Origin of the sequence: Streptomyces cyaneofuscatus (assembly GCF_033109485.1) — a bacterium.
Taxonomy (GTDB): Bacteria; Actinomycetota; Actinomycetes; order Streptomycetales; family Streptomycetaceae; genus Streptomyces; species Streptomyces cyaneofuscatus.
This window is the reverse complement of record NZ_CP137002.1, coordinates 7,310,772-7,333,431: the sequence shown is the minus strand read 5'-3', so window position 1 is coordinate 7,333,431 and position 22,660 is coordinate 7,310,772. Positions and strand designations below refer to the sequence as shown.

Here is a 22,660-nt window from a genome sequence, read left to right as displayed (position 1 = left end):
TCCGGTGAGGATGAGGAGTGCATCGGCCGGTATACGGGGCAGGCGAGCGCAGAACCACGCAAGCCCGAGAAGGGACGCAGACCGTGGCACCACCCAGGATTCTCGTCGTCGGCGCCGGCTTCGCAGGTGTCGAATGTGTACAACGGCTGGAGCGCAGGCTCGCTCCGGGCGAGGCCGAGATCGCGCTCGTCACGCCGTTCTCCTACCAGCTCTACCTGCCGCTGCTGCCCCAGGTGGCCTCCGGCGTGCTCACCCCCCAGTCGGTCGCGGTCTCCCTGCGCCGCAGCCGACGCCACCGCACCCGGATCATCCCCGGCGGGGCGATCGGCGTGGACACCGAGGCCAAGGTCTGCGTCATCCGGAAGATCACGGACGAGGTCGTCAACGAGCCGTACGACTACATCGTGCTGGCCGCCGGGAGTGTGACCCGGACGTTCGACATCCCCGGACTGCTGGACCACGCCCGCGGGATGAAGACGCTGGCGGAGGCGGCATACGTACGCGACCACGTCATCGCCCAGCTCGACCTGGCCGACGCCAGCCAGGACGAGGCCGAGCGGGCCTCGCGGCTCCAGTTCGTGGTGGTCGGCGGCGGTTACGCGGGCACGGAGACGGCCGCCTGCCTGCAACGGCTCACCACGAACGCGATCCGGCACTACCCCCGGCTCGATCCGAAGCTGATCAAGTGGCATCTGATCGACATCGCGCCCAAGCTGATGCCGGAGCTGGGCGACAAGCTGGGGAAGGCCGCCCTGGAGATCCTCCGCAAGCGGAACATCGAGGTGTCGCTCGGGGTCTCCATCGCCAAGGCCACCGCCGAGGAGGTGACGTTCACCGACGGCCGGGTGCTGCCCTGCCGGACGCTGATCTGGACCGCCGGGGTGGCCGCCAGTCCGCTGATCGCCACCCTGGGCGCGGAGACCGTACGCGGCCGGCTGGCCGTGACACCGCAGCTGAAGCTGCCGGGCTCGGACGGGGTGTTCTCGCTCGGCGACGCGGCGGCCGTGCCCGACCTGGCCAAGGGCGACGGGGCGGTCTGCCCGCCGACCGCGCAGCACGCGATGCGCCAGGGCAAGGTGATGGCGGACAACCTGATCGCCTCGCTGCGCAACCAGCCGCTCAAGGACTACGTCCACAAGGACCTGGGGCTCGTCGTGGACCTCGGCGGCAAGGACGCGGTGTCCAAGCCGCTGGGCATCGAGCTGCACGGGCTGCCCGCACAGGCCGTGGCGCGCGGCTACCACTGGTCGGCGCTGCGGACGAACGTCGCCAAGACCCGGGTCATGACGAACTGGCTGCTCAACGCGGTCGCCGGTGACGACTTCGTACGGACGGGGTTCCAGGCGCGCAAACCGGCGACGCTGCGGGACTTCGAGTACACGGGCGCCTATCTGACGCCCGAGCAGATCAAGGAGCACACGCAGTCGTCGGTCATCAAGCACTGAGCACCGGCGTCCGAGCCGCGCCTCCGCTGTCCCGGGGCGCGGCTCAGCGCTGCCGTGAGAGGACCGTCTCCACCGTGTCCGCCTCCTGCGCCGTCTTGTCCTCGCGGTAGCGCAGGACCCGGGCGAACCGGAGGGTGACGCCCGCCGGGTAGCGGGTGGAGCGCTGGAGCCCGTCGTAGGCGATCTCCACGACGAGTTCCGGACGTACGGTCACGATGTGTCCGTCCTCGCCGGTCGCCAGTTCGCGCAGCTTCTCCGTCTGCCACTCCAGCAGGGCGTCGGTGAGCCCCTTGAAGGTCTTGCCGAGCATCGCGAACGTGCCGTCGGGGCGGCGGGCGCCCAGATGGAGGTTGGAGAGCTTCCCCGTACGCCGTCCGCTCCCCCATTCGGCGGCCAGCACCACCAGGTCCAGGGTGTGCACCGGCTTGACCTTGAGCCAGGAGGCGCCCCGGCGGCCCGCGCTGTAGGCGGCGGCCAGGTCCTTGACGACGACCCCCTCGTGGCCGCGCTCCAGGGTCTCGGCGAGGAACGCCTCGGCGGCCCGGCGCGCCTCCGCGTCCTCAGGGTCCGGAACCAGCGCGCGCCGCACCCGCAGAGCCTCGGGGACCAGCCGCGCCAGGGCCGCGTGGCGCTCGGCGAAGGGCAGGTCGAGCAGGTCCACGCCGTCGGCCGACAGGGCGTCGAAGAAGACGGGCACGACAGGTACGCCGGCGGCAGCGGCGGCCACGTCACGCCGCGAGCCCACCCGGGCGGCGGTCTCCTGGAAGGGGCGCGGCCTGCCGTCATCCCCCAGCGCGATCACCTCGCCGTCCAGGATGAAGCGCCCGGTCTCCAGCGCGGCCACGGCGGTGACGAGTTCGGGGAGCCGGTCGGTGATGTCGTCCAGGGTCCGGGTGTAGGCACGGACCCGGTCGCCGTCCCGGTGCACCTGCACGCGGATGCCGTCGAGCTTCTCCTCCACGGCGCAGGGGCCCAGCTTGTCCACGGCCTCGGTGACGGAGGCGGCGGTGTGGGCCAGCATCGGCTGGACGGGCCGCCCCACGGTGAGGCGGAAGCCCGCGAGCGCGCCGGGGCCGTCCGCGAGGAGCGCGCGGGCCACCTCCTGGAGCGACCCGGCGAGCATCACGGCCCGGCGGACGTCGGCGGGCGGGGCCTCGGCGGCCTTGGCCAGCGCGTCGGCGGCGACGGCGTCCAGGGCGCCCTGGCGGACCTCCCCGGTGAGCAGGGCCCGCAGGAAGTGCTGCTCATCGGCGGTGGCGGCGGCGAACAGGGCGCGCAGCCGCTCCCGGCGCAGCGCCTGGGAGCCGGTGCCGGAGATCGCGGCCAGGGCGGTCAGCTCGGCGTCGACCCCGGTGACGGTGAGCGTGGGCTCGGCGGCGGGTTCGACGGGGTCGCCGAGGGAGCGCCAGCCGACGCCGATCCGGCCCTGGGGCAGCCGTCCGGCGAGGTACGGGATGACGACGGGGACGTCCTCGGGTCCGGCGTCCCGGAAGAGCGTGGCGAGGAGCGCCACCTTCCTGGACCGGGCGGAGGTGGCGGCGACCTCCAGGGAGACCTGGGCGAGCTCGGCGAGCAGCATGCGGCCATGGTGCTACGGGGCCGGGCGGACCGCCCGCCCGCAACACGGCCGCCGGGTCATATGAAGTTGAGGGCGGCGGCCGCGCCCACTCCCCCGAGCACCATGAACGCGGGCATCAGCACCTTGATCTCCACCCAGCTGCCGGCCCGGAACCGCATGAACTTCGGAGGGCCGAGCGGGTACCAGCGCTTGCCGCCGATCGGCAGCGGCCACAGGATCGGGCAGCCCGAGACGGTCAGCGCGTCTCCGATGTCGTGGACCAGGGCGCCCAGCACGATGGGCAGGCCGAGCCACATGTACTCCTGTCCGGGGGCGTCGAAGAGCCAGCCGGCGCCGTTGCCGGGCTGGTCCAGGACCCCGGCGAGGATCCAGGCGCTGGTGGCGCCGAGCAGCCAGACGAGGACGTCGCTGGAGACCCGGGCGGCCCGCCAGAGCAGGCCCTCGACGGCGAGCACCAGGTGGACGAAGAGGATCGCGAGGACCGCCCAGCGCCCGCCGGTGATGGCGGCGAAGGAACAGCCGGCGCCCATCAGGACGGCGAAGAACCAGGTGTGGGTCAGGGTCCGGTGGCCGCCGGTGCGGCGGGGGTCGGCCTTGCTCTTGGTGACCTTGTAGACGGCGTAGGAGATCTTGTCGGTGACCTCGCAGAGCCCCTTCGACAGTGGGCCGAAGGCGCGCGAGATGGTCGCGGACTTGTGGTCGAGGTCGGGGGCGAGCGCGGCTCCCGCGCAGATCAGCGCCCCGACGACCAGGACGGGCCAGGGCATCGTGTGGCCCGTGGCGGCGGCCGCCGCGCCCACCCCCAGCCAGGCCGCTGCCCCTGACAGAGAGTGCGCCGGTCCCATCATGGCTTGTTCCGCCCCCAGAGCGTGGTGTGCCCATCACCGGTACGGCGCGGGCTGGTTGAGTGCGCAGCGTATCGCCCATGATCTTGGTGGTGCCCGCCGGTTCCCTCATCCGGTCCGAAGACAGGCAAGATGGGGGCGTGACCCTCATCGACCAGCTTCCCCAGACCGCCGACCCCGACGCCCTCTTCGAGGCCTTCTCGTCATGGACCGAGAGCCAGGGCATCACGCTGTATCCGGCTCAGGAGGAGGCGCTGATCGAGGTGGTGTCCGGGGCGAACGTGATCCTTTCCACCCCGACCGGCTCGGGCAAGAGCCTGGTGGCGGCGGCCGCGCACTTCACCGCGCTGGCCCAGGACAAGGTCACCTTCTACACCGCGCCGATCAAGGCGCTGGTCTCGGAGAAGTTCTTCGACCTGTGCAAGCTCTTCGGCACCGAGAACGTCGGGATGCTGACCGGTGACGCCTCGGTCAACGCGGACGCCCCGGTGATCTGCTGTACGGCCGAGGTGCTGGCCTCCATCGCGCTGCGCGACGGGAAGTACGCCGACATCGGCCAGGTCGTGATGGACGAGTTCCACTTCTACGCCGAGCCGGACCGGGGCTGGGCCTGGCAGATCCCGCTGCTGGAGCTGCCGCAGGCGCAGTTCATCCTGATGTCGGCGACGCTCGGCGACGTCTCGATGTTCGAGAAGGACCTGACCCGGCGCACCGGCCGGCCCACCTCCGTGGTGCGCTCGGCGACCCGTCCGGTGCCGCTGAGCTACGAGTACCGCTTCACGCCGATCACCGAGACGCTGACCGAGCTGCTGGACACCCGGCAGTCGCCGGTCTACATCGTGCACTTCACCCAGGCCGCGGCGGTGGAGCGGGCGCAGTCGCTGATGAGCATCAACATGTGCACGAAGGAGGAGAAGGAGAAGATCGCCGATCTGATCGGCAGCTTCCGCTTCACCACCAAGTTCGGCCAGAACCTCTCCCGTTACGTGCGCCACGGCATCGGCGTGCACCACGCGGGCATGCTGCCCAAGTACCGCCGCCTGGTGGAGAAGCTGGCCCAGGCCGGTCTGCTGAAGGTGATCTGCGGTACGGACACGCTCGGCGTCGGCGTCAACGTACCCATTCGTACGGTGCTGTTCACGGCGCTCACCAAGTACGACGGGACCCGGGTGCGGACGCTGCGCGCGCGGGAGTTCCACCAGATCGCGGGGCGCGCCGGGCGGGCCGGGTTCGACACGGCCGGGTTCGTGGTGGCGCAGGCCCCCGAGCACGTCATCGAGAACGAGAAGGCCGTCAAGAAGGCGGGCGACGACCCGAAGAAGAAGCGCAAGGTGGTCCGCAAGAAGGCGCCCGAGGGGTTCGTCGCCTGGTCGGAGACCACGTTCGACAAGCTGATCCAGTCCGAGCCGGAGCCGCTGAGCTCCCGCTTCCGGGTCACGCACACGATGCTGCTCGCGGTCATCGCCCGTCCCGGCAACGCCTTCGAGGCGATGCGGCATCTGCTGGAGGACAACCACGAGCCGCGCCGGGCGCAGCTGCGGCACATCCGGCGGGCCATCGCCATCTACCGCTCGCTGCTGGACGGCGGGGTGGTGGAGCAGTTGGAGACGCCGGACGCCGAGGGGCGGATCGTGCGCCTCACGGTCGACCTCCAGCAGGACTTCGCGCTGAACCAGCCGCTCTCCACGTTCGCGCTGGCCGCGTTCGACCTGCTGGACGCCGAATCCCCGTCGTACGCCCTGGACATGGTCTCGGTCGTCGAGTCGACGCTGGACGATCCCCGGCAGATCCTCGCGGCGCAGCAGAACAAGGCGCGCGGCGAGGCCGTGGGGCAGATGAAGGCCGACGGGATCGAGTACGAGGAGCGGATGGAGCTGCTCCAGGAGGTCACGTACCCCAAGCCGCTGAGCGAGCTGCTGTGGCACGCCTACGACGTGTACCGCACGAGCCACCCGTGGGTGAACGACCACCCGGTGTCGCCGAAGTCGGTGATCCGGGACATGTTCGAGCGGGCCATGACCTTCACCGAGTTCACCTCGCACTACGAGCTGGCCCGGACCGAGGGCATCGTGCTGCGGTATCTGGCGAGCGCGTACAAGGCGCTGGAGCACACGATCCCGGACGACGTGAAGTCCGAGGACCTCCAGGACCTGATCTCCTGGCTCGGCGAGATGGTGCGCCAGGTGGACTCCAGCCTGCTGGACGAGTGGGAGCAGCTGGCCAACCCCGAGGTGGAGACGGCCGAGCAGGCGCAGGAGAAGGCGGACGAGGTCAAGCCGGTCACGGCGAACCCGCGCGCCTTCCGGGTGCTGGTGCGCAACGCGATGTTCCGGCGGGTGGAGCTGGCCGCGCTGGACCGGGCGCGGGACCTGGGCGAGCTGGACGGCGACTCCGGGTGGGACGAGGACGCGTGGGGCGAGGCGCTGGACGCGTACTGGGACGCGCACGAGGAGATCGGCACCGGTCCGGACGCGCGCGGCCCGAAGCTGCTGAAGATCGAGGAGGACCCGGCGCACGGGCTGTGGCGGGTCTGGCAGGCGTTCGCGGACCCGGCGGGCGACCACGACTGGGGCATCCAGGCCGAGGTGGACCTGGCCGCGTCGGACGAGGAGGGCCGGGCGGTCGTCCGGGTCACGAAGGTCGGCCAGCTGTGAGAGACCCCCTGGTGAGTGAGTGGACGCGGAAGCGGAGAGGTACGGCATGACGAATCCGGCCGAGCGCCTGGTCGACCTTCTCGACCTGGAGCGGATCGAGGTCAACATCTTCCGCGGCCGCAGCCCCGAGGAGTCCCTGCAACGGGTCTTCGGCGGGCAGGTCGCGGGCCAGGCACTGGTGGCGGCGGGCCGCACGACCGACGGGGAGCGGCCGGTGCACTCGCTGCACGCCTACTTCCTGCGGCCGGGCCGCCCCGGCGTGCCGATCGTCTACCAGGTGGAGCGGGTCCGGGACGGCAGGTCCTTCACCACCCGGCGGGTCACGGCCGTCCAGGAGGGCCGGACGATCTTCAACCTGACGGCCTCCTTCCACCGCCCCGAGGAGGCGGGCTTCGAGCACCAGCTGCCGCCGGCCCGGATCGTCCCGGACCCGGAGGAGCTGCCGACGGTCGCGGACGAGGTGCGCGAGCACTTGGGCGGACTGCCGGAGGCGTTCGAGCGGATGGCCCGGCGCCAGCCCTTCGACATCCGGTACGTCGACCGGCTGCGCTGGACGCAGGACGAGATCAAGGACGCCGATCCGCGCAGCGCGGTGTGGATGCGGGCGGTCGGCCCGCTGGGTGACGACCCGCTGGTGCACACCTGCGCGCTGACGTACGCGAGCGATATGACCCTGCTGGACGCGGTGCGCATCCCGGTGGAGCCGCTGTGGGGTCCGCGCGGCTTCGACATGGCGTCGCTGGACCACGCGATGTGGTTCCACCGGCCGTTCCGGGCGGACGAGTGGTTCCTGTACGACCAGGAGTCGCCGATCGCGACGGGCGGGCGCGGTCTGGCCCGGGGCCGGATCTACGACCGGTCGGGGCAGCTGCTCGTGTCGGTGGTGCAGGAGGGGCTGTTCCGGCGGCTGTAGTTCGGCCCGTCTCACGTGCCCGGCAGCGGGTCCTGCTCGACCTCGTGGCGGCGGGTGCGGATGTCCGGCGGCGCGGGGTGCAGTTTGGCGTCGCAGGACGGGCCGAGGCCGGTGCGGCGGGAGTCCGCGCCGGTGAGGGGGCGGCCGCAGAGGCGGCAGCGGATCAGGCGGCGCGGCGGGGCGTCCTCGGCCGCCGGGTCCGGTGCTACGGCCCCGTCGGCCCCGGGCAGCGGTTCGGGGAAGGCATCGGGAGTGTCCACGCCCCCGATCCTCCCAGCACGGCCGCGTGGCCGCCCGAGGGGGCGGCGGGCTCCACGGTCGGCCGGTACCGGTTTGCCGAACGGGGCCGGGGCCGCGTTACTGGAGTGACCCCCGTGCCGCCGGCCGGGCGGAGTTCCGTCCCACGGAGCCGGATCCGGAGCCGGAGCTGAAGCCGCAGCCGGAGCCGCGGAGGTAGCGGTATGGACATGATCCACATCCGCGCGGTGAGCCCGCCCGACCTCACCGACGAGGCCGTCGGCCTGCTCGCGGACGATCCGTGTGTGCTCAACCTGATCGTGCGGCGGGACGCCGCCCGCCATCCCGACGGCGACTCCATCGCCTGCGACGTCCTGACCGGGGCGGCCAACGAGGTCCTGCACCGGCTGCGGACCCTGCGGGTCGACCAGCGGGGCTCGCTGGTCATCGAACCGGTGGACATGGCCTTCGCCAGCGCGGCCGCGGAAGACGGGCGGCGGGCGCTCGGACCGCTGCGAGGGGCGCCGGTCTGGGAGCAGGTCGAGGCACGCATCCGGGCGGAGGGCCGGTACCGGCCGAGCTTCTACCTCTATCTCGTCATCGCGGGAATGATCGGTTCGGTCGGCATTGTCACCAATTCACAGATCCTGATCGTGGCGGCCATGGTCGTCGGGCCCGAGTACGGGGCGATCGTCGCCGTGGCGCTCGGGATCGACCAGAAACACGGGGCCATGGTGCGGCGCGGCCTCTTCGCGCTGGGGACGGGTTTCCTTCTGACGATCGTCGTCACCTTCCTCTTCAGTCTCCTCATCCGTGGCTTCGGCCTGGAGTCGGACGCGTTCGACCGGGGGCTGCGCCCCGTCTCCAACCTGATCAACACACCCAACTTCTTCTCCATCGCCGTCGCCACCCTGGCCGGGATCGTCGGGATCGTGTCGCTGACCGAGGCCAGGACGAGCGCGCTGCTCGGCGTGTTCATCTCCGTCACGACGATCCCCGCCGCCGCGGACATCGCGGTCTCCACCGCGTTCACCAGCTGGCCCGACGCCTGGGGTTCGCTCGTCCAGCTCGTGGTGAACATCGTGGTGCTGATCGTGGTGGGCGCCGCCGTGCTCAAGATCCAGCGGGCGGTCTGGCGGCGGGTGGGCCTCCGGCGCGCCCACGGCACCGGCGGCGAGAGGGAGGCCTGAACGCGCTCTCCCCTGTCGACGCCTCCCGCATATCGGGGACACCATGCGGATAGGAGGGATACGGCGGAGGAGCCGGATCACGTCGGCGTCCGGCCCCGAGTCCCGTACCCCTCCCGACTGTTCCGCTGTGAAAGGACTCTTGCGCATGACCGAGATCGTCCACGTGTCCGGCCCCGAGCTGGTCACGTACGCCGATGAGATGGCCGAGCTGCTCGTGGAGACCGTCGAGGAGGGCTCCTCGGTGGGCTTCCTGGCTCCGCTGGACCGGGAGAAGGCCGCCGTCTGGTGGCGGGAGCGCGCGGGCGCCGTGGAGTCCGGGGAGGTCTCCATCTGGATCGCCCGGGAGGGCTGCCGGGTCGCCGGGACCATCGCCCTGGTCCGGGCGCCGCTGCCGAACGCCCGGCACCGCGCCGAGGTCGCCAAGCTGATGGTCCGCCCCGCCGCGCGCGGCCAGGGAATCGGGCGGGCGCTGCTGGACGCCGTGGAGACGTACGCGCAGGTCGAGGGCATCACCCTGCTGATCCTGGACACCGAGAGCGGCAGCCTGGCCGAGCAGGTCTACTGCAAGGCGGGCTGGACGGAAGTGGGGTCCGTGCCGGGATACGCGGCCGACCCGGCGGGCAGCCTGAAGCCGACCACCTTCTACTACAAGGAGCTCGCCGCCCGATGAGCGGCGGGCGGCACAATGGGCACCACGCACGCGATGATCAGGGAGAGCTTCATGACGCTGCACGACATTCCGCTGCACACCCTCGCCGGTGAGCCGACCACCCTGGGCGCCTGGAGCGGCCGGACCGTCCTGCTGGTGAACGTGGCGTCCAAGTGCGGGCTCACCCCGCAGTACGAGGGCCTGGAGCGGCTGCAGCAGGCGTACGGGGACCGGGGGCTGACCGTGCTCGGTGTGCCGTGCAACCAGTTCGCCGGGCAGGAGCCGGGGAGCGCCGAGGAGATCGAGACCTTCTGCTCGACGACGTACGGCGTCACCTTCCCGCTCCTGGAGAAGATCGAGGTCAACGGGGCCGGCCGGCACCCGCTGTACGCGGAGCTGACGAAGCTGGCGGACGCGGACGGCGAGGCCGGGGACGTCCAGTGGAACTTCGAGAAGTTCGTGATCTCGCCGACCGGTGAGCCGGTGGCCCGGATCCGCCCGCGCAGCGAGCCGGAGTCGACGGAGGTCGTGGCGGCGATCGAGGCGCAGCTGCCCGGCTGAGTGATGGTGTGAAGGGGGGCCGTCCTCGGACGGCCCCCCTTTTTCGCGTGTCCGTCAGCGGATCGGCATGCCCGACAGCGTGCGGGCGATCACCAGGCGCTGGATCTCGCTGGTGCCCTCGAAGATGGTGTAGATCGCGGCGTCCCGGTGCATCCGCTCCACCGGGTACTCGCGGGTGAAGCCGTTGCCGCCGAGGATCTGGATGGCCTGCGCGGTGACCTTCTTGGCGGTCTCGCTGGCGTAGAGCTTCGACATGGAGCCCTCCGCCGAGGTGAACGGCTTGCCGGTGGTCGCCATCCAGGAGGCGCGCCAGACCAGCAGCCGGGCCGCGTCGATCTGGGTGCGCATGTCGGCGAGCTGGAAGGCGATGCCCTGGTTGTCGATGATCGGGCGGCCGAACTGGCTGCGCGTCTTGGCGTAGTCCAGGGCCACCTCGTACGCCGCTCGGGCGGTGCCCACGGCCATGGCGCCGACGGCCGGGCGGGAGGCCTCGAAGGTGGCCATCGCCGCGTTCTTGACCCGCTCGCCGCCGGACTTGGCGCGCTCCCGGGCGCGGGCGAGGCGCTCGTCGAGCTTCTCCTTGCCGCCGAGCAGGCAGTGGCCGGGGACGCGGACGTCCTCCAGGACCACCTCGGCGGTGTGCGAGGCCCGGATGCCGTGCTTCTTGAACTTCTGGCCCTGGGAGAGGCCGGGGGTGGCGGGCGGCACGATGAAGGAGGCGTGGCCCTTGGAGCCGAGGTCCGCGTCGACGACGGCGACCACCACGTGGACGTTGGCTATGCCGCCGTTGGTCGCCCAGGTCTTGGTCCCGTTGAGGACCCACTCGTCCTTGGCCTCGTCGTAGACGGCACGCGTGCGCATCGCGGCGACGTCGGATCCGGCGTCGGGTTCGGAGGAGCAGAAGGCGGCGACCTTCACGTCGTTCGCGTCGCCGTACATCTGCGGGATCCAGGTGCCGATCTGCTCCTCGGTGCCGTTGGCGAGGACGCCGACGGCCGCCAGGCCCGTACCGACGATGGAGAGGGCGATACCCGCGTCGCCCCAGAACAGCTCTTCCATGGCCATGGGGATGCCGAGCCCCGTAGGGTCGAAGAACTGCTGGGCGTAGAAGTCGAGGGAGTAGATGCCGACCTTGGCCGCCTCCTGGATGACGGGCCAGGGCGTTTCCTCACGCTCGTCCCACTCCGAGGCCGCGGGGCGGATCACATCCGCCGCGAAGCCGTGAAGCCAGTCACGGACCTGCTTCTGGTCGTCGTTGAGATCGAGTGTGAACTCGGCCATGTTCCCCTCCATGCACTGCCGTGAAAAGCATGCGTTACTTGCGGTAACCGCAGTCTGTTACCGGACAGTAGGCAATGTCAACCGTCCCGGAGCTGATCGACAAGGGCGCCGGGCGTGGTGTTACGTTGCGCAGGCGCGAAGAAGCAGACGTGAAGAAATTGCAGGGCCAGGGGTGGGAGAGACGACATGGAGACCACACGCGGCGCCGAGCGACAGCGGACCGCGGCCGAGGCCCGCCGCCGCGAACTGCTCGAAGCAGCGGACCGGGTGGTGCTCAGGGACGGCCCGCAGGCGTCGATGAACGCGATCGCCGCCGAGGCCGGGATCACCAAACCCATCCTCTACCGCCACTTCGGGGACAAGGGCGGCCTCTACCGCGCGCTGGCCAAACGCCACACCGACGCCCTCCTCAGCGCCCTGCGCGCGGCCCTGGACGCCCCCGCTGAGCGCCGCGCCCGGGTCGAGGCCACCCTCGACACCTATCTCGCCGCGATCGAGGCCCGCCCGCAGGTCTACCGCTTCCTGATGCACCCCTCCGATGACTCCGCCACCTCCGCGGAGGCCGCCCTCTCCCCCGAGCAGGGCTTCGACGTCGGCCGCCACTCCGCCCCGCTGCTGCGCCGCCTCGGCGAGGAGCTGGGCCAGGTGATCGTCGAGCGGGTGGACCTGGGCCCGGACGGCGAGCAGATGGCGCGCATCTGGGGCCACGGCATCGTCGGCATGATGCACGCGGCGGGCGACTGGTGGCTCGCCGACCGGCCCTGCTCCCGCGAGCGGCTGGTGCGCAGCCTCGCGGACCTGCTGTGGGGGCGACTGGCGGAGGCGGGCGACCGCGACGTGAAGGGCGGCCCGGGGTTCTAGAGGGCGTTTTTACGGGCCCACGGCGCCCGGCGCGCCGCCCGCAGCGCCCGGGACCTCCGCAGCCCGGTCAGCCGGTCGGTGTAGACCCGGCCCTCCAGGTGGTCGCACTCGTGCTGGAGGCACCGGGCGAACCACCCCGTCCCCACGATCCGCACCGGCTCACCCGTCATCGTGAAGCCCTCGACCACCGCGTGGTCGAAGCGTTCCGTGCCCGCTTCCAGACCCGGAAGTGACAGACAGCCCTCCGGTCCGCGTACGGTGAGTCCGTCCGCCTCGACCAGTTCGGGGTTGACGACGTGTCCCAGATGACGGACGTCGTCGTCGTCCGGGCAGTCGTAGACGAACACTTTGAGCGGGACGCCGATCTGGTTGGCGGCGAGCCCGACACCCTGCGCGGCGTACATCGTGGCGAACATGTCCTCGACCAGCCTCGCGAGCGAAGGTCCGAACTCCGTCACGTCCTCACAGGCACGGTGGAGCAACGGGTCGCCGAGCAGACTCATCTCACGGACGAGTCCGGAACTGCCGGGGATCGGGCGGTTTCGCATGGCGGCAAGCGTACGTTCCGCCGCGGCCGGTGCGTTCCCGTGGTGCCGCGGTGCGGTCGCCGCGCCGGACATCGATAGGCTGGGCGCGGACCGATGCAAGGAGGATCTAGGACGATGGCAGGCAACACGGAGCCGTTGTCGCCGCGGGCCAAACTGGCCGTGACGGCGGGCAAGGCCGCGGCGGCGGTGTCACGCGCCGCGGGGCGGGGCAGCGGATCGGTGATCGGCGGCCGGGTGGCGCTCAAACTCGACCCCGACCTGCTGGGGCGGCTGGCGCAGCACCTGGACGTGATCCTCGTGTCGGCGACGAACGGCAAGACGACGACGACCCGGCTGATCGCCGAGGCGCTGAGGGCCGCGGGGCCCGTCGTGTCGAACGCGCTCGGCGCGAACATGCCCGCGGGCATCACCTCGGCGCTGGCCGGCGGCTCGGACGCGAAGTTCGGCGTGATCGAGGTCGACGAGAAGTATCTCGCCGGCGTCGCCCGCGACACCACCCCCAAGGCGATCGCGCTGCTCAACCTCTCCCGCGACCAGCTGGACCGCGCGGCCGAGACCCGGATGATGGCCGAGCACTGGCGCGAGGGCCTCTCCGGCTCCAAGGCCGTGATCATCGCCAACGCGGACGACCCGCTGGTCGTCTGGGCGGCCTCCTCCTCGCCCAACGTGGTGTGGGTGGCGGCCGGTCAGGCGTGGAAGGACGACGCCTGGTCCTGCCCGTCCTGCGGCGGTGTGATGCAGCGCCCCGGCGAGGACTGGTTCTGCGGGCAGTGCGGCTTCCGCCGTCCCGCCCCGAGCTGGGCCCTCAACGGCGACTACGTCCTGGACCCGCACGGCTCGGCCTGGCCGATCCACCTCCAGCTGCCGGGCCGCGCCAACAAGGCGAACGCCGCCAGCTCGGCCGCGGTCGCCGCCGTCTTCGGTGTGCCGCCGCAGGTCGCGCTGGAGCGGATGTACCAGGTGCAGGCGGTCGCCGGACGCTACGACGTCGTGACCTTCCAGAACCGTGAGCTGCGCCTGCTGCTGGCGAAGAACCCGGCCGGCTGGCTGGAGACGTTCTCGCTGATCGACCCGCCGCCGACGCCGGTGATCCTCTCCGTCAACGCCCGCGGCGCGGACGGCACGGACACCTCCTGGCTCTGGGACGTCGACTACACCCAGCTGGCCGGTCACCCGATCTTCGTGCTCGGCGACCGCAAGCTGGACCTCGCGGTCCGGCTCGAAGTCGCCGGTCTCGACTTCCGGGTCTGCGAGAACCTCGACGAGGCCGTGCAGTACGCACCGCCCGGCCGTATCGAGGTCATCGCCAACTACACCGCCTTCCAGGATCTGCGCCGTCGTGTCGGCAACTGACCCCGGCCCCGGCCACCTCCGGAGAGGACGAAGCATGAGCAACAACGGTCTGCGTCTGGTCTGGGTCTACCCCGACCTGCTCAGCACCTACGGCGACCAGGGCAACGCCCTGGTCGTGGAGCGGCGGGCCCGGCAGCGCGGTCTGGACGTGCAGCGCGTCGACGTGCGCAGCGACCAGCCGGTGCCGACGTCCGGCGACATCTATCTGATCGGCGGCGGCGAGGACCGGCCCCAGCGCCTCGCGGCGGAGCGGCTGCGGCGCGACGGCGGGCTGAGCCGGGCCGCGTCCAACGGGGCGATCATCTTCTCGGTCTGCGCGGGGTACCAGATCCTCGGCCACGAGTTCATCAACGACCTCGGTGAGCGCGAGCCGGGTCTCGGCCTCCTCGACGTGGTCTCGACCCGCGGCGAGGGTGCCCGGTGCGTCGGCGACGTACTGGCGGACATCGACCCGCACCTCGGCCTGGAGCCGCTGACCGGGTTCGAGAACCACCAGGGCGTCACCCATCTCGGCCCGACGGCACGGCCGTTCGCCCGGGTGCGGTTCGGCCGGGGCAACGGCACGGGGGACGGCACGGAGGGCGCGTACAACGACACGGTCTTCGGGACGTACATGCACGGCCCCGTGATGGCCCGCAACCCGCAGATCGCCGACCACCTGCTGAAGCTGGCGCTCGACGTGAACGCGCTGCCGCCGACCGACGACCGCTGGTACGAGGCGCTGCGCGCGGAGCGGATCGCCTCGGCGACACAGCCCGCCTGATGAGGGGTTTTCCGCTCGGTTGAGCGGAGTCCAGCAGGCGGACGCACGGTTCGGTCCCGCCACCCTGCGCCGGTAGGGTGGCGGGGATCCAACCGGACGACGTGGTCCGGTCGTCGACTTAACGTTGCAAAGGTTTCCGGGCCATGCGCATTGGCGTACTCACCTCCGGCGGCGACTGCCCCGGCCTCAACGCCGTCATCCGTTCCGTCGTGCACCGCGCGGTGGTGGACCACGGCGACGAGGTCATCGGCTTCCACGACGGGTGGAAGGGCCTGCTGGAGGCCGACTACCGCAAGCTCGACCTCGACGCGGTGGGCGGCATCCTGGCCCGCGGCGGCACGATCCTCGGCTCCTCCCGGGTCCAGCCCGCGCATCTGCGCGACGGCGTGGAGCGGGCCCGCGGCCATGTCGCCGACCTCGGCCTGGACGCCATCATCCCGATCGGCGGCGAGGGCACGCTGAAGGCGGCCAACCTCCTCTCCGAGGCGGGGCTGCCCATCGTCGGCGTCCCCAAGACCATCGACAACGACATCGCCTCCACCGACGTCACCTTCGGCTTCGACACCGCCGTCGGTGTCGCGACCGAGGCGCTGGACCGGCTGAAGACCACCGCCGAATCGCACCAGCGCGTGCTGATCGTCGAGGTCATGGGCCGTCACACCGGCTGGATCGCCCTGCACTCCGGGATGGCGGCCGGCGCCCACGCCATCGTCGTGCCCGAGCGCCCCTTCGACATCGACGAGCTGACCGAGCTGGTCGGCAAGCGCTTCTCGGCGGGCAAGAAGTTCGCCATCGTGGTGGTCGCCGAGGGCGCCAAGCCCCGTGAGGGCTCCATGCAGTTCGAGCAGGGCGTCAAGGACATCTACGGCCACGAGCGGTTCGCCGGGGTGGCCACGCAGCTCTCCGGGGAGCTGGAGCAGCGGCTCGGCAAGGAGGCCCGCCCGGTCATCCTCGGCCACGTCCAGCGCGGCGGCACGCCGACCGCGTACGACCGTGTCCTGGCGACCCGGTTCGGCTGGCACGCGGTGGAGGCGGCGCACCGGGGCGAGTTCGGGATGCTGACCGCGCTGCGCGGCACCGACATCGTGATGGTCCCGCTGGCGGAGGCGGTCGAAACGCTGAAGACGGTCCCGGCCGAGCGGTACGCCGAAGCGGAGTGCGTGCTTTAAGGGACACGGCGTCGAGAACTGCCCCCGGCCGCAACCGCGGCCGGGGGCAGTTCTACGCTGTACCGGACAACCGGCACGAAACGGGGACGTGTCCCCATCGGGAGTGAACAGATGGATCACAGCGGGCACGGCATGAACATGGATCTGCCGCCGTTCACGCTGGGACGGGGGCTGGAGCTCTCACCCGACCCGTTCTTCCTCACCGGCTGCGTCCTGGCGCTCGCCCTGTACGGGTACGGCGTGGCGCGGCTGCGCCGACGCGGGGACGGCTGGCCGGTCAACCGGATCGTCTTCTTCACCGTGGGCGTGCTGAGCATCGCCCTGGTGATGTGCACCAAGCTCAACGACTACGGCATGGTCATGTTCAGCGTGCACATGGTGCAGCACATGGTGATCAGCATGCTGTCGCCGATCCTGCTGCTCCTGGGCGCCCCGGTGACGCTGGCGCTGCGCGCGCTGCCGCCCGCCGCCCGCGGCCGGACCGGACCGCGCGAGCTGCTCCTGATGCTGCTGCACAGCCGGTACATGAAGATCATCACGCATCCGGCGTTCACGATCCCGCTCTTCATCGCGAGCCTGTACGCGCTGTACTTCACGCCTGTCTTCGACTTCCTGATGAGCTCCAAGCCCGGCCACATCGGGATGATGGTGCACTTCCTCGCCGTCGGCCTGGTCTTCTTCTGGCCGATCATGGGCGTTGACCCCGGCCCGCACCGGCCCGGCTATGTGATGCGGATGCTGGAGCTGTTCGCCGGGATGCCGTTCCACGCGTTCTTCGGGATCGCGTTGATGATGGCGACCACCCCGATGGTCAAGACGTACGAGAATCCGCCCGCCTCCCTCGGCATCGACGCCCTCAGCGACCAGAACTGGGCGGGCGGCATCGCGTGGGCGTTCAGCGAGATCCCGTCCGTGCTGGTGCTGATCGCGCTGGTCTACCAGTGGTACCACTCCGAGCAGCGGGCGGCGAAGCGCTCGGACCGGGCCGCCGACCGCGACGGGGACAAGGAGCTGGAGGCGTACAACGCCTATCTCGCGTCATTGCAGGCGCGACAGTAGCGCCAGGGGTGTCATCGGGGTGACCATGGGGTGAACGGCCGCGCGGCCGACGAGGAGGGTACGCGCATGTCCGGATCGACGAAAACCATGGGATATCTGACCGTCGGGGCGCTGGTCACGGTGACGGCCTACACGGTGGCGCTGGGCAGCAGTGGCTGGCTCTGGTTCGGCTGGATCGTGCTGGGGCTCTGCACCCTCGGCATGCTGGCCACCCAGGACACCTGACCATCACGGCGGACACGCCTGACGGGCCCGGTGAAGGGTACGAGGCGGTTGACCGGTTCGCTACGGTCGCACGGTGATGCCGGGGACCTACACTGACGTCCCCGGCACGACCATGACCTGGTAGTACGCAGCGAACTGGCAGAACGCAGCCCTGACGCCGGCCCGGCAGAGCGAGGTGCACCCACAAGGTGTTTTATTACATCCTGAAGTATGTCGTGCTGGGGCCCGTGCTGCGGGTGCTGTTCCGTCCTCGGATCGAGGGTCTTGAGAACATCCCGGAGGACTGCGCGGCGATCGTCGCGGGCAACCATCTCTCCTTCTCCGACCACTTCCTCATGCCCGCCATTCTCAAGCGGCGCATCACCTTCCTCGCGAAGGCCGAGTACTTCACCGGCCCGGGGATCAAGGGCAAGCTCACCGCCACGTTCTTCCGCAGCGCGGGCCAGATCCCGGTGGACCGCTCGGGCAAGGACGCGGGCCAGGCGGCGATCCGTGAGGGCCTGGGCGTGCTGAGCAAGGGCGAGCTGTTGGGGATCTACCCGGAGGGCACCCGCTCGCACGACGGCCGGCTCTACAAGGGCAAGGTCGGGGTGGCGGTCATGGCGCTCACCGCAGGGGTGCCGGTGATCCCGTGCGCCATGCTCGGGACGTTCGAGATCCAGCCGCCCGGCCAGAAACTCCCCAAGATCAAGCAGGTCGCGATCCGGTTCGGTGAGCCGCTGGACTTCTCGCGCTACGCGGGCATGGAGAACCAGAAGGCCGCGATCCGGGCCGTGACGGACGAGATCATGTACGCGATCCTCGAACTCTCCGGCCAGGAGTACGTCGACGAGTACGCGGCGAAGGTGAAGGCCGCCGAGCAGGAGGCCGCGCCGCCGAGGAAGTTCCCCAAGCTGCGACGCTGACGGCGGATTCGCCGACGGCAGAGCGGGCTGGTCGGGCGCGGACCGCTCCCCCTAGCGTCGTGACCATGAACCAGGGACACGCGTGGGTGCTGGGAGCGACGGGCCAGATCGGGCGAGCGGCGGTGGGTGCGCTCGCCGGGGACGGCTGGGAGGTGACCGCCGTCTCGCGGGGTGGCGGCCGGGATGAGCGATGGGGCGACGGGGTCCGGACCCTGGCGCTCGACCGGGACGAGGAAGGGGCGCTGGAGAGGGCGCTCGGCGAGGGCTGTGACGTTCTGGTCGACATGGTGGCGTTCGGCCCGGCGCACGCACGGCAGCTGACCGGGCTCGCCGGGCGGGTCGGTTCGGCGGTCGTGATCTCCAGCGGTGCGGTGTACGAGGACGAGCGCGGGCGCAGCTTCGACACCCAGGCCGAACCCGACGGCTTCCCCCGCTACCCCGTGCCGCTGCCGGAGACCCAGCGCACGGTGGAGCCGGGCGACACGACGTACGGGACCCGGAAGGTGCTGCTGGAGCGTGAGCTGCTGGCGGCGGGCGACGCGCTGCCGGTGACCCTGCTGCGGGCGGGCGCGGTCCACGGCCCGTGCTGCCGCACACCGCGCGAGCTGTACTTCGTGAAGCGGCTGCTGGACGGGCGCCGGCGGCGCGTGCTCGCGTACGGCGGCGAGAGCCGCTTCCACCCGGTCCATGTGTCCAACGTGGCGGAGCTGATCCGGCTGGCCGCCCGCCGCCCCGGCTCACGGGTGCTCAACGCGGCGGACCCGCAGGCCCCCACGGTCGCCGAGATCGGGGCGGCGATCAACGCGGTGCTCGGCCGGGAGACGGAGACGGTCCTGGTCGACGGCCCGGCGCCCGATGGGGGCGTGGGTGATACACCGTGGAGCGGGGCCCATCCCGTCGTGTACGACATGACGGCGGCGGAGCGGGAACTCGGGTACCGGCCGGTGACGGGGTACGTGGAGTCGCTGCCGGAGACCGTCGAGTGGCTCGCCGGGGAGCTGGCGGGGCGGGACTGGCGGGAGGCCTTCCCGAAGATGGCGCGGAACCACGGGGAGACGCTCTTCGACTATGCGGCGGAGGACGCGTGGCTGGAGGCGTACGACCGGGGCCGCCGCTGAGATGCGGGGCCCCGGCCGTACGCCTCACCGGGGTGCTTAAGGCTTCGGCGTGGCGTGCGGGGCGCACGTCACGTCGCGCCGGTCGGTCTTTCCGGTGAGCAGGTAGGTGTCCACCCGCTCGTTGACGCAGGGGTTGACCAGCCCGGTGACGCCGTGGGACCCGGCGTCCTTCTCGGTGATGAGCCGCGAGCCCTTGAACCGCTTGTGCAGCTCGACGGCGCCCTCGTACGGGGTGGCGGCGTCCCGCGTGGCCTGCACGATGAGGACCGGCGGCAGGCCCTTGCCGGTCTTCACGTTCAGCGGGGTCTGCTGCTTGGCCGGCCAGGTGGCGCAGGGCAGGTTCATCCAGGCGTTGGCCCACGTCATGAACGGGTACTTCTTGTGCAGCCGGGTGTTGTCCCGGTCCCAGGTGCGCCAACTGGTGGGCCACTTGGCGTCCGCGCACTCCACGGCGGTGTAGACGGCGTTGCCGTTCTCGGCCGACGCGTTGCCCTTGAGGTCGCTCATGTCGGGGGCGGCGGCGTCGATCAACGCCTGGGCGTCACCGGCCCGGTAGGCGCTCCAGGTCTTCGCGGTGGGAGCCCAGGCGGAGTCGTAGTACGGGGCGCTCTGGAAGAAGCCGATGAGCTCGGCGGGTCCGACGACCCCGCCGATGGGCTTCTTCTTGGCGGCCGCGCGGAGCTTCAGCCACTCCTGCTCGACCTTCTCCGGGGTGTCGCCGATGCCGTAGACCGAGTCGTGCCGGGCGACCCATGCCTTCCAGTCGTCCCAGCGCATCTGGAAGGCGATGTCCTGGTTCAGGTTCGCCCGGTACCAGATGGACTCCCGCGAGGGGTTGACCACGCTGTCGACGACCATGCGCCGTACGTGGGTGGGGAAGAGCGTGCCGTAGACGGCGCCCAGGTAGGTGCCGTAGGAGACGCCGAGGAAGTTGAGCTTCTTCTCCCCGAGCGCGGCCCGGATGACATCGAGGTCGCGGGCGGTGTTGGGGGTGGTCATGTGCGGCAGCATCCAGCCGCTGCGCTCGCCGCACCCCTCGGCGTACTCACGGGCCAGCTTGCGCTGCGCGGCTTTGTCGGCCTCGCTGTCGGGGACCGGGTCCGCCTTCGGTGCCTTCACGAACTCCTGCGGGTCGACACAGGAGATGGGCGCCGAGCGGCCCACCCCGCGCGGGTCGAAGCCGACGAAGTCGTACGCCTTCGCGGTCTTGGTCCAGAGCGGGTTCTTGGAGGTGACGCGGGTGGGGAAGCGCATCCCCGAACCGCCGGGCCCGCCCGGGTTGTAGATCAGGGCGCCCTGGCGCTCGCCCGGGGTGCCGGTGCTGACGTGCCGGTCGACGGCGAGCTTGATCTTCTTGCCGTACGGCTTCGCGTAGTCGAGCGGTACGGCCACCCAGCCGCACTGGATGGGGGCGGCCAGGCCCCAGTCCTCCGGACAGTCCTTCCAGTCGATCCCGGCCTGCGCCGCCCGCTCGGCGGCGATCTGGACTCCGCGCGCCTCGGAGCCCGCCCGGTCGTGGTGGCGGCTGTCGGCGGATACCGGTATCGCTTCCGCGGCGGGCGCGGTGATCGCTCCCGCGACGAGCGCGCCCGCCATCAGCGCGCCGGCCGCGCCGAGCACTGCTGTTCGTCCCACGTGGAACCTCCCCCATCGTCGTCCGATGCGCCGCCGGTGGCGGCGTGGTCTCCATCGGAGCGTTCGGGGGATCCTTTCGTCTGCGGGGTTCCTGGGGCCAGGGCGTACACCTGTTTCTTTACCGAACCCATAACCGGTGAAGGAAGTCCGCTGAGCGGACTCAGTCGTTGCCGGTGTCCGCTTTGAGGCCGTCCAGCAGCTCGTGCAGCGCCCCGTCCAGGATCTCGCGCAGCAGGCGGGCGTCGGCGGCCACCGCGGTGACCAGGACCGCGGGACCGGCGAGCGGGGTGAGGGCGGCGGTGGGGCCGAGGAGGCGGGCGGGGAGCGGGGCGTCCTCGAAGGACGGGTCGGCCAGGAGGAGTTGGCCGACCGCGCGGTGGCCGCCGAGGACGGCGGGGCCGTCCCAGCCGCCGGACGCGCCTGGCCCGTAGGCGAGTTGCTGGTCCAGGAGCGGGCGGCCCGCCCGGCGGACGGTGAGCCGGGTGGTGAGGGCGCCGGTGGGTTCGCCGTGGCGGCCGAGGATCTGCTCCTCGCGCAGCAGGAGCCGTGCGGTGGGCGCGAGTTCGACCCGGGTGGTCTGGTGCAGGTCGCTGCCGTGGGCGGAGACGAGCTGTTCGGGGAGCCAGTGGAGGGTGGCCCGCTCCCCCACGTTCAGGTGGATGGCGTACGTGGAGGGGCCGGTGCCCGTTGAAGGGCCCGGGAGCGCGACCGTGGCCGCCGCCGCGTCGACGGTGAGGCGGGCGCCGTCGGCGACCTCGGCCTCGATGGCGAGGCGGTCGCCGTTCAGCGGCGCGCTCATGGCGCCGACGACGGTGACCCGGGCGTGTTCCGGGAGCGGTGAGCGGGTGCGGCGGAGGGCCAGCGGGCCGGCGGACTCCAGGACGGGCAGGGCGGTGGAGCCACGGCCGTCGGGTTCGGCGCGGAGGCGGGCGGTGGCGCGGACGCTCATGCGGTCCATGCGGCGAGCTGCGCCCGCACCCAGTCGGCGACCGGCCCGACACCCTCGGCGGAGGTCAACGAGGTCAAGAGGACAGGGAGTTCACCGCGCTGCTCCTTGGCGTCCCGGGCCATCCGCTGGAGGTCGGAGCCGACGTAGGGGGCCAGGTCGGTCTTGTTGATGACGAGGAGGTCGGCGGTGGTGACGCCGGGGCCGCCCTTGCGCGGGATGTCGTCGCCGCCGGCCACGTCGATGACGAAGACCTGGGCGTCGACGAGCCCCTTGGAGAAGGTGGCGGTGAGGTTGTCGCCGCCGGACTCGACCAGGATCAGGTCGAGCGGTCCCACCGCCTCCTCCAGGTCCTCGACGGCTTCGAGGTTGGCGGAGATGTCGTCGCGGATCGCGGTGTGCGGGCAGGCACCGGTCTCCACGGCCTGGATCCGCTCGGGCGGCAGGACGGCGTTGCGCAGGAGGAACTCGGCGTCCTCCCGCGTGTAGATGTCGTTGGTGACCACGGCGATGGAGAGCCGGTCGCGCAGCTCGCGGCAGAGGGCGGCGACGGTGGCCGTCTTGCCCGAGCCCACGGGGCCGCCGAGCCCGATGCGCAGGGCGCGCCGGGTGCCGTCGGGGCGGGTGGCGTCGGCGCTGACGGCGGCGGGGCCGTCGTGGGTGTGGCCGAGGTGCATGGGGGCTCCTTGTGGTGGTCGGGGTGACGAGGCTGGTGGTCGGGGTG

The 22,660-nt window shown here is 71.3% G+C and carries 22 protein-coding genes; 14 read left to right on the top strand and 8 right to left on the bottom strand.

All coding sequences use genetic code 11. The features are described 5' to 3' along the window. Positions 1 to 83: 83 nt before the first annotated feature. Positions 84 to 1,445, top strand: a complete 1,362-nt coding sequence (locus R2B67_RS32470; RefSeq protein WP_317823118.1) for an NAD(P)/FAD-dependent oxidoreductase — start codon at positions 84 to 86, stop codon at positions 1,443 to 1,445. A 43-nt stretch (positions 1,446 to 1,488) separates the two neighbouring features. Here R2B67_RS32470 and R2B67_RS32465 read toward each other — a convergent pair whose 3' ends face one another. Continuing rightward, the gene (locus R2B67_RS32465) at positions 1,489 to 3,024 is read right to left on the bottom strand and encodes an ATP-dependent DNA ligase (RefSeq protein WP_317823117.1); all 1,536 of its coding nucleotides are present in this window, start codon (positions 3,022 to 3,024) and stop codon (positions 1,489 to 1,491) included. 56 nt (positions 3,025 to 3,080) lie between these two features. Further along, positions 3,081 to 3,872 (bottom strand): metal-dependent hydrolase, encoded by a 792-nt coding sequence (locus tag R2B67_RS32460; RefSeq protein ID WP_317823106.1) that lies wholly within the window; start codon positions 3,870 to 3,872, stop codon positions 3,081 to 3,083. A 77-nt stretch (positions 3,873 to 3,949) separates the two neighbouring features. Here R2B67_RS32460 and R2B67_RS32455 point away from each other — a divergent pair, with 77 nt between their 5' ends. Further along, positions 3,950 to 6,523 (top strand): DEAD/DEAH box helicase, encoded by a 2,574-nt coding sequence (locus R2B67_RS32455; protein ID WP_317823102.1) that lies wholly within the window; start codon positions 3,950 to 3,952, stop codon positions 6,521 to 6,523. Positions 6,524 to 6,569: 46 nt separating this feature from the next. Then, positions 6,570 to 7,436 carry an acyl-CoA thioesterase gene (locus tag R2B67_RS32450; protein WP_317823101.1) on the top strand — a complete coding sequence of 289 codons (867 nt, stop codon included), beginning with the start codon at positions 6,570 to 6,572 and terminating at the stop codon, positions 7,434 to 7,436. A gap of 11 nt (positions 7,437 to 7,447) precedes the next feature. On the opposite strand, the gene R2B67_RS32445 is transcribed toward R2B67_RS32450, so the two are convergent. Then, positions 7,448 to 7,696: a DUF6011 domain-containing protein gene (locus R2B67_RS32445; RefSeq protein ID WP_018516047.1), complete on the bottom strand. Its 249-nt coding sequence runs from the start codon at positions 7,694 to 7,696 to the stop codon at positions 7,448 to 7,450. Positions 7,697 to 7,897: 201 nt separating this feature from the next. Here R2B67_RS32445 and R2B67_RS32440 point away from each other — a divergent pair, with 201 nt between their 5' ends. From R2B67_RS32440 to R2B67_RS32430, 3 genes are all read left to right on the top strand, one after another. After that, on the top strand, positions 7,898 to 8,863 hold the full coding sequence (locus tag R2B67_RS32440) for a DUF389 domain-containing protein (protein ID WP_317823099.1): 966 nt from the start codon (positions 7,898 to 7,900) through the stop codon (positions 8,861 to 8,863). 145 nt (positions 8,864 to 9,008) lie between these two features. Continuing rightward, positions 9,009 to 9,533 carry a GNAT family N-acetyltransferase gene (locus tag R2B67_RS32435; RefSeq protein ID WP_317823097.1) on the top strand — a complete coding sequence of 175 codons (525 nt, stop codon included), beginning with the start codon at positions 9,009 to 9,011 and terminating at the stop codon, positions 9,531 to 9,533. Positions 9,534 to 9,584: 51 nt separating this feature from the next. Beyond that, positions 9,585 to 10,073 (top strand): glutathione peroxidase, encoded by a 489-nt coding sequence (locus tag R2B67_RS32430; protein ID WP_317823095.1) that lies wholly within the window; start codon positions 9,585 to 9,587, stop codon positions 10,071 to 10,073. A 54-nt stretch (positions 10,074 to 10,127) separates the two neighbouring features. Here R2B67_RS32430 and R2B67_RS32425 read toward each other — a convergent pair whose 3' ends face one another. Beyond that, positions 10,128 to 11,354 (bottom strand): acyl-CoA dehydrogenase family protein, encoded by a 1,227-nt coding sequence (locus R2B67_RS32425; protein ID WP_030567493.1) that lies wholly within the window; start codon positions 11,352 to 11,354, stop codon positions 10,128 to 10,130. Between the two features lie 186 nt (positions 11,355 to 11,540). On the opposite strand from R2B67_RS32425, the gene R2B67_RS32420 reads away from it, so the two are divergent. After that, positions 11,541 to 12,215, top strand: coding sequence for a TetR/AcrR family transcriptional regulator (locus tag R2B67_RS32420; RefSeq protein WP_109976828.1), 675 nt, complete (start codon positions 11,541 to 11,543; stop codon positions 12,213 to 12,215). Here R2B67_RS32420 and def read toward each other — a convergent pair. Next, positions 12,212 to 12,763, bottom strand: a complete 552-nt coding sequence (def, locus tag R2B67_RS32415; RefSeq protein ID WP_317823093.1) for a peptide deformylase — start codon at positions 12,761 to 12,763, stop codon at positions 12,212 to 12,214. The genes R2B67_RS32420 and def overlap by 4 nt on opposite strands. A 114-nt stretch (positions 12,764 to 12,877) precedes the next feature. Here def and R2B67_RS32410 point away from each other — a divergent pair, with 114 nt between their 5' ends. The 7 genes from R2B67_RS32410 to R2B67_RS32380 all read left to right on the top strand — a co-directional run bounded on the left by R2B67_RS32410 (position 12,878) and on the right by R2B67_RS32380 (position 19,355). Further along, positions 12,878 to 14,116 (top strand): Mur ligase family protein, encoded by a 1,239-nt coding sequence (locus tag R2B67_RS32410; protein ID WP_317823091.1) that lies wholly within the window; start codon positions 12,878 to 12,880, stop codon positions 14,114 to 14,116. Between the two features lie 34 nt (positions 14,117 to 14,150). Beyond that, on the top strand, positions 14,151 to 14,879 hold the full coding sequence (locus R2B67_RS32405) for a type 1 glutamine amidotransferase (protein ID WP_018516055.1): 729 nt from the start codon (positions 14,151 to 14,153) through the stop codon (positions 14,877 to 14,879). A gap of 143 nt (positions 14,880 to 15,022) precedes the next feature. Continuing rightward, positions 15,023 to 16,048 (top strand): 6-phosphofructokinase, encoded by a 1,026-nt coding sequence (locus R2B67_RS32400; protein WP_018516056.1) that lies wholly within the window; start codon positions 15,023 to 15,025, stop codon positions 16,046 to 16,048. A gap of 111 nt (positions 16,049 to 16,159) precedes the next feature. Next, complete coding sequence (locus R2B67_RS32395; protein ID WP_018516057.1) at positions 16,160 to 17,107, top strand: cytochrome c oxidase assembly protein; 948 nt, start codon at positions 16,160 to 16,162, stop codon at positions 17,105 to 17,107. 66 nt (positions 17,108 to 17,173) lie between these two features. Next, positions 17,174 to 17,332 (top strand): hypothetical protein, encoded by a 159-nt coding sequence (locus tag R2B67_RS32390; protein WP_043186658.1) that lies wholly within the window; start codon positions 17,174 to 17,176, stop codon positions 17,330 to 17,332. 188 nt (positions 17,333 to 17,520) lie between these two features. Further along, the gene (locus tag R2B67_RS32385; RefSeq protein WP_317823086.1) at positions 17,521 to 18,237 is read left to right on the top strand and encodes a lysophospholipid acyltransferase family protein; all 717 of its coding nucleotides are present in this window, start codon (positions 17,521 to 17,523) and stop codon (positions 18,235 to 18,237) included. A gap of 86 nt (positions 18,238 to 18,323) precedes the next feature. Next, positions 18,324 to 19,355: an NAD-dependent epimerase/dehydratase family protein gene (locus R2B67_RS32380; protein WP_317825005.1), complete on the top strand. Its 1,032-nt coding sequence runs from the start codon at positions 18,324 to 18,326 to the stop codon at positions 19,353 to 19,355. A gap of 36 nt (positions 19,356 to 19,391) precedes the next feature. Here R2B67_RS32380 and R2B67_RS32375 read toward each other — a convergent pair whose 3' ends face one another. The 3 genes from R2B67_RS32375 to ureG all read right to left on the bottom strand — a co-directional run bounded on the left by R2B67_RS32375 (position 19,392) and on the right by ureG (position 22,613). Continuing rightward, on the bottom strand, positions 19,392 to 20,951 hold the full coding sequence (locus tag R2B67_RS32375) for an alpha/beta hydrolase (protein ID WP_317825004.1): 1,560 nt from the start codon (positions 20,949 to 20,951) through the stop codon (positions 19,392 to 19,394). Positions 20,952 to 21,150: 199 nt separating this feature from the next. Beyond that, positions 21,151 to 21,939 carry an urease accessory protein UreD gene (locus tag R2B67_RS32370; RefSeq protein ID WP_317825003.1) on the bottom strand — a complete coding sequence of 263 codons (789 nt, stop codon included), beginning with the start codon at positions 21,937 to 21,939 and terminating at the stop codon, positions 21,151 to 21,153. Further along, positions 21,936 to 22,613: an urease accessory protein UreG gene (gene ureG, locus R2B67_RS32365; protein ID WP_317823084.1), complete on the bottom strand. Its 678-nt coding sequence runs from the start codon at positions 22,611 to 22,613 to the stop codon at positions 21,936 to 21,938. Before ureG ends, R2B67_RS32370 begins: the two co-directional genes overlap by 4 nt. Between the last annotated feature and the right edge of the window lie 47 nt (positions 22,614 to 22,660).

Excerpts from the sequence above, each read along its gene's own strand:
- R2B67_RS32465 (WP_317823117.1), bottom strand. The coding sequence starts at position 3,024 with ATGCTGCTCGCCGAGCTCGCCCAGGTCTCCCTGGAGGTCGCCGCCACC.
- R2B67_RS32460 (WP_317823106.1), bottom strand. The coding sequence starts at position 3,872 with ATGATGGGACCGGCGCACTCTCTGTCAGGGGCAGCGGCCTGGCTGGGG.
- R2B67_RS32455 (WP_317823102.1), top strand. The coding sequence starts at position 3,950 with ATGATCTTGGTGGTGCCCGCCGGTTCCCTCATCCGGTCCGAAGACAGG.
- R2B67_RS32450 (WP_317823101.1), top strand. The coding sequence starts at position 6,570 with ATGACGAATCCGGCCGAGCGCCTGGTCGACCTTCTCGACCTGGAGCGG.
- R2B67_RS32440 (WP_317823099.1), top strand. The coding sequence starts at position 7,898 with ATGGACATGATCCACATCCGCGCGGTGAGCCCGCCCGACCTCACCGAC.
- R2B67_RS32435 (WP_317823097.1), top strand. The coding sequence starts at position 9,009 with ATGACCGAGATCGTCCACGTGTCCGGCCCCGAGCTGGTCACGTACGCC.
- R2B67_RS32430 (WP_317823095.1), top strand. The coding sequence starts at position 9,585 with ATGACGCTGCACGACATTCCGCTGCACACCCTCGCCGGTGAGCCGACC.
- R2B67_RS32425 (WP_030567493.1), bottom strand. The coding sequence starts at position 11,354 with ATGGCCGAGTTCACACTCGATCTCAACGACGACCAGAAGCAGGTCCGT.
- R2B67_RS32420 (WP_109976828.1), top strand. The coding sequence starts at position 11,541 with ATGGAGACCACACGCGGCGCCGAGCGACAGCGGACCGCGGCCGAGGCC.
- def (WP_317823093.1), bottom strand. The coding sequence starts at position 12,763 with ATGCGAAACCGCCCGATCCCCGGCAGTTCCGGACTCGTCCGTGAGATG.
- R2B67_RS32410 (WP_317823091.1), top strand. The coding sequence starts at position 12,878 with ATGGCAGGCAACACGGAGCCGTTGTCGCCGCGGGCCAAACTGGCCGTG.
- R2B67_RS32405 (WP_018516055.1), top strand. The coding sequence starts at position 14,151 with ATGAGCAACAACGGTCTGCGTCTGGTCTGGGTCTACCCCGACCTGCTC.
- R2B67_RS32400 (WP_018516056.1), top strand. The coding sequence starts at position 15,023 with ATGCGCATTGGCGTACTCACCTCCGGCGGCGACTGCCCCGGCCTCAAC.
- R2B67_RS32395 (WP_018516057.1), top strand. The coding sequence starts at position 16,160 with ATGGATCACAGCGGGCACGGCATGAACATGGATCTGCCGCCGTTCACG.
- R2B67_RS32390 (WP_043186658.1), top strand. The coding sequence starts at position 17,174 with ATGTCCGGATCGACGAAAACCATGGGATATCTGACCGTCGGGGCGCTG.
- R2B67_RS32375 (WP_317825004.1), bottom strand. The coding sequence starts at position 20,951 with ATGGCGGGCGCGCTCGTCGCGGGAGCGATCACCGCGCCCGCCGCGGAA.
- R2B67_RS32370 (WP_317825003.1), bottom strand. The coding sequence starts at position 21,939 with ATGAGCGTCCGCGCCACCGCCCGCCTCCGCGCCGAACCCGACGGCCGT.
- ureG (WP_317823084.1), bottom strand. The coding sequence starts at position 22,613 with ATGCACCTCGGCCACACCCACGACGGCCCCGCCGCCGTCAGCGCCGAC.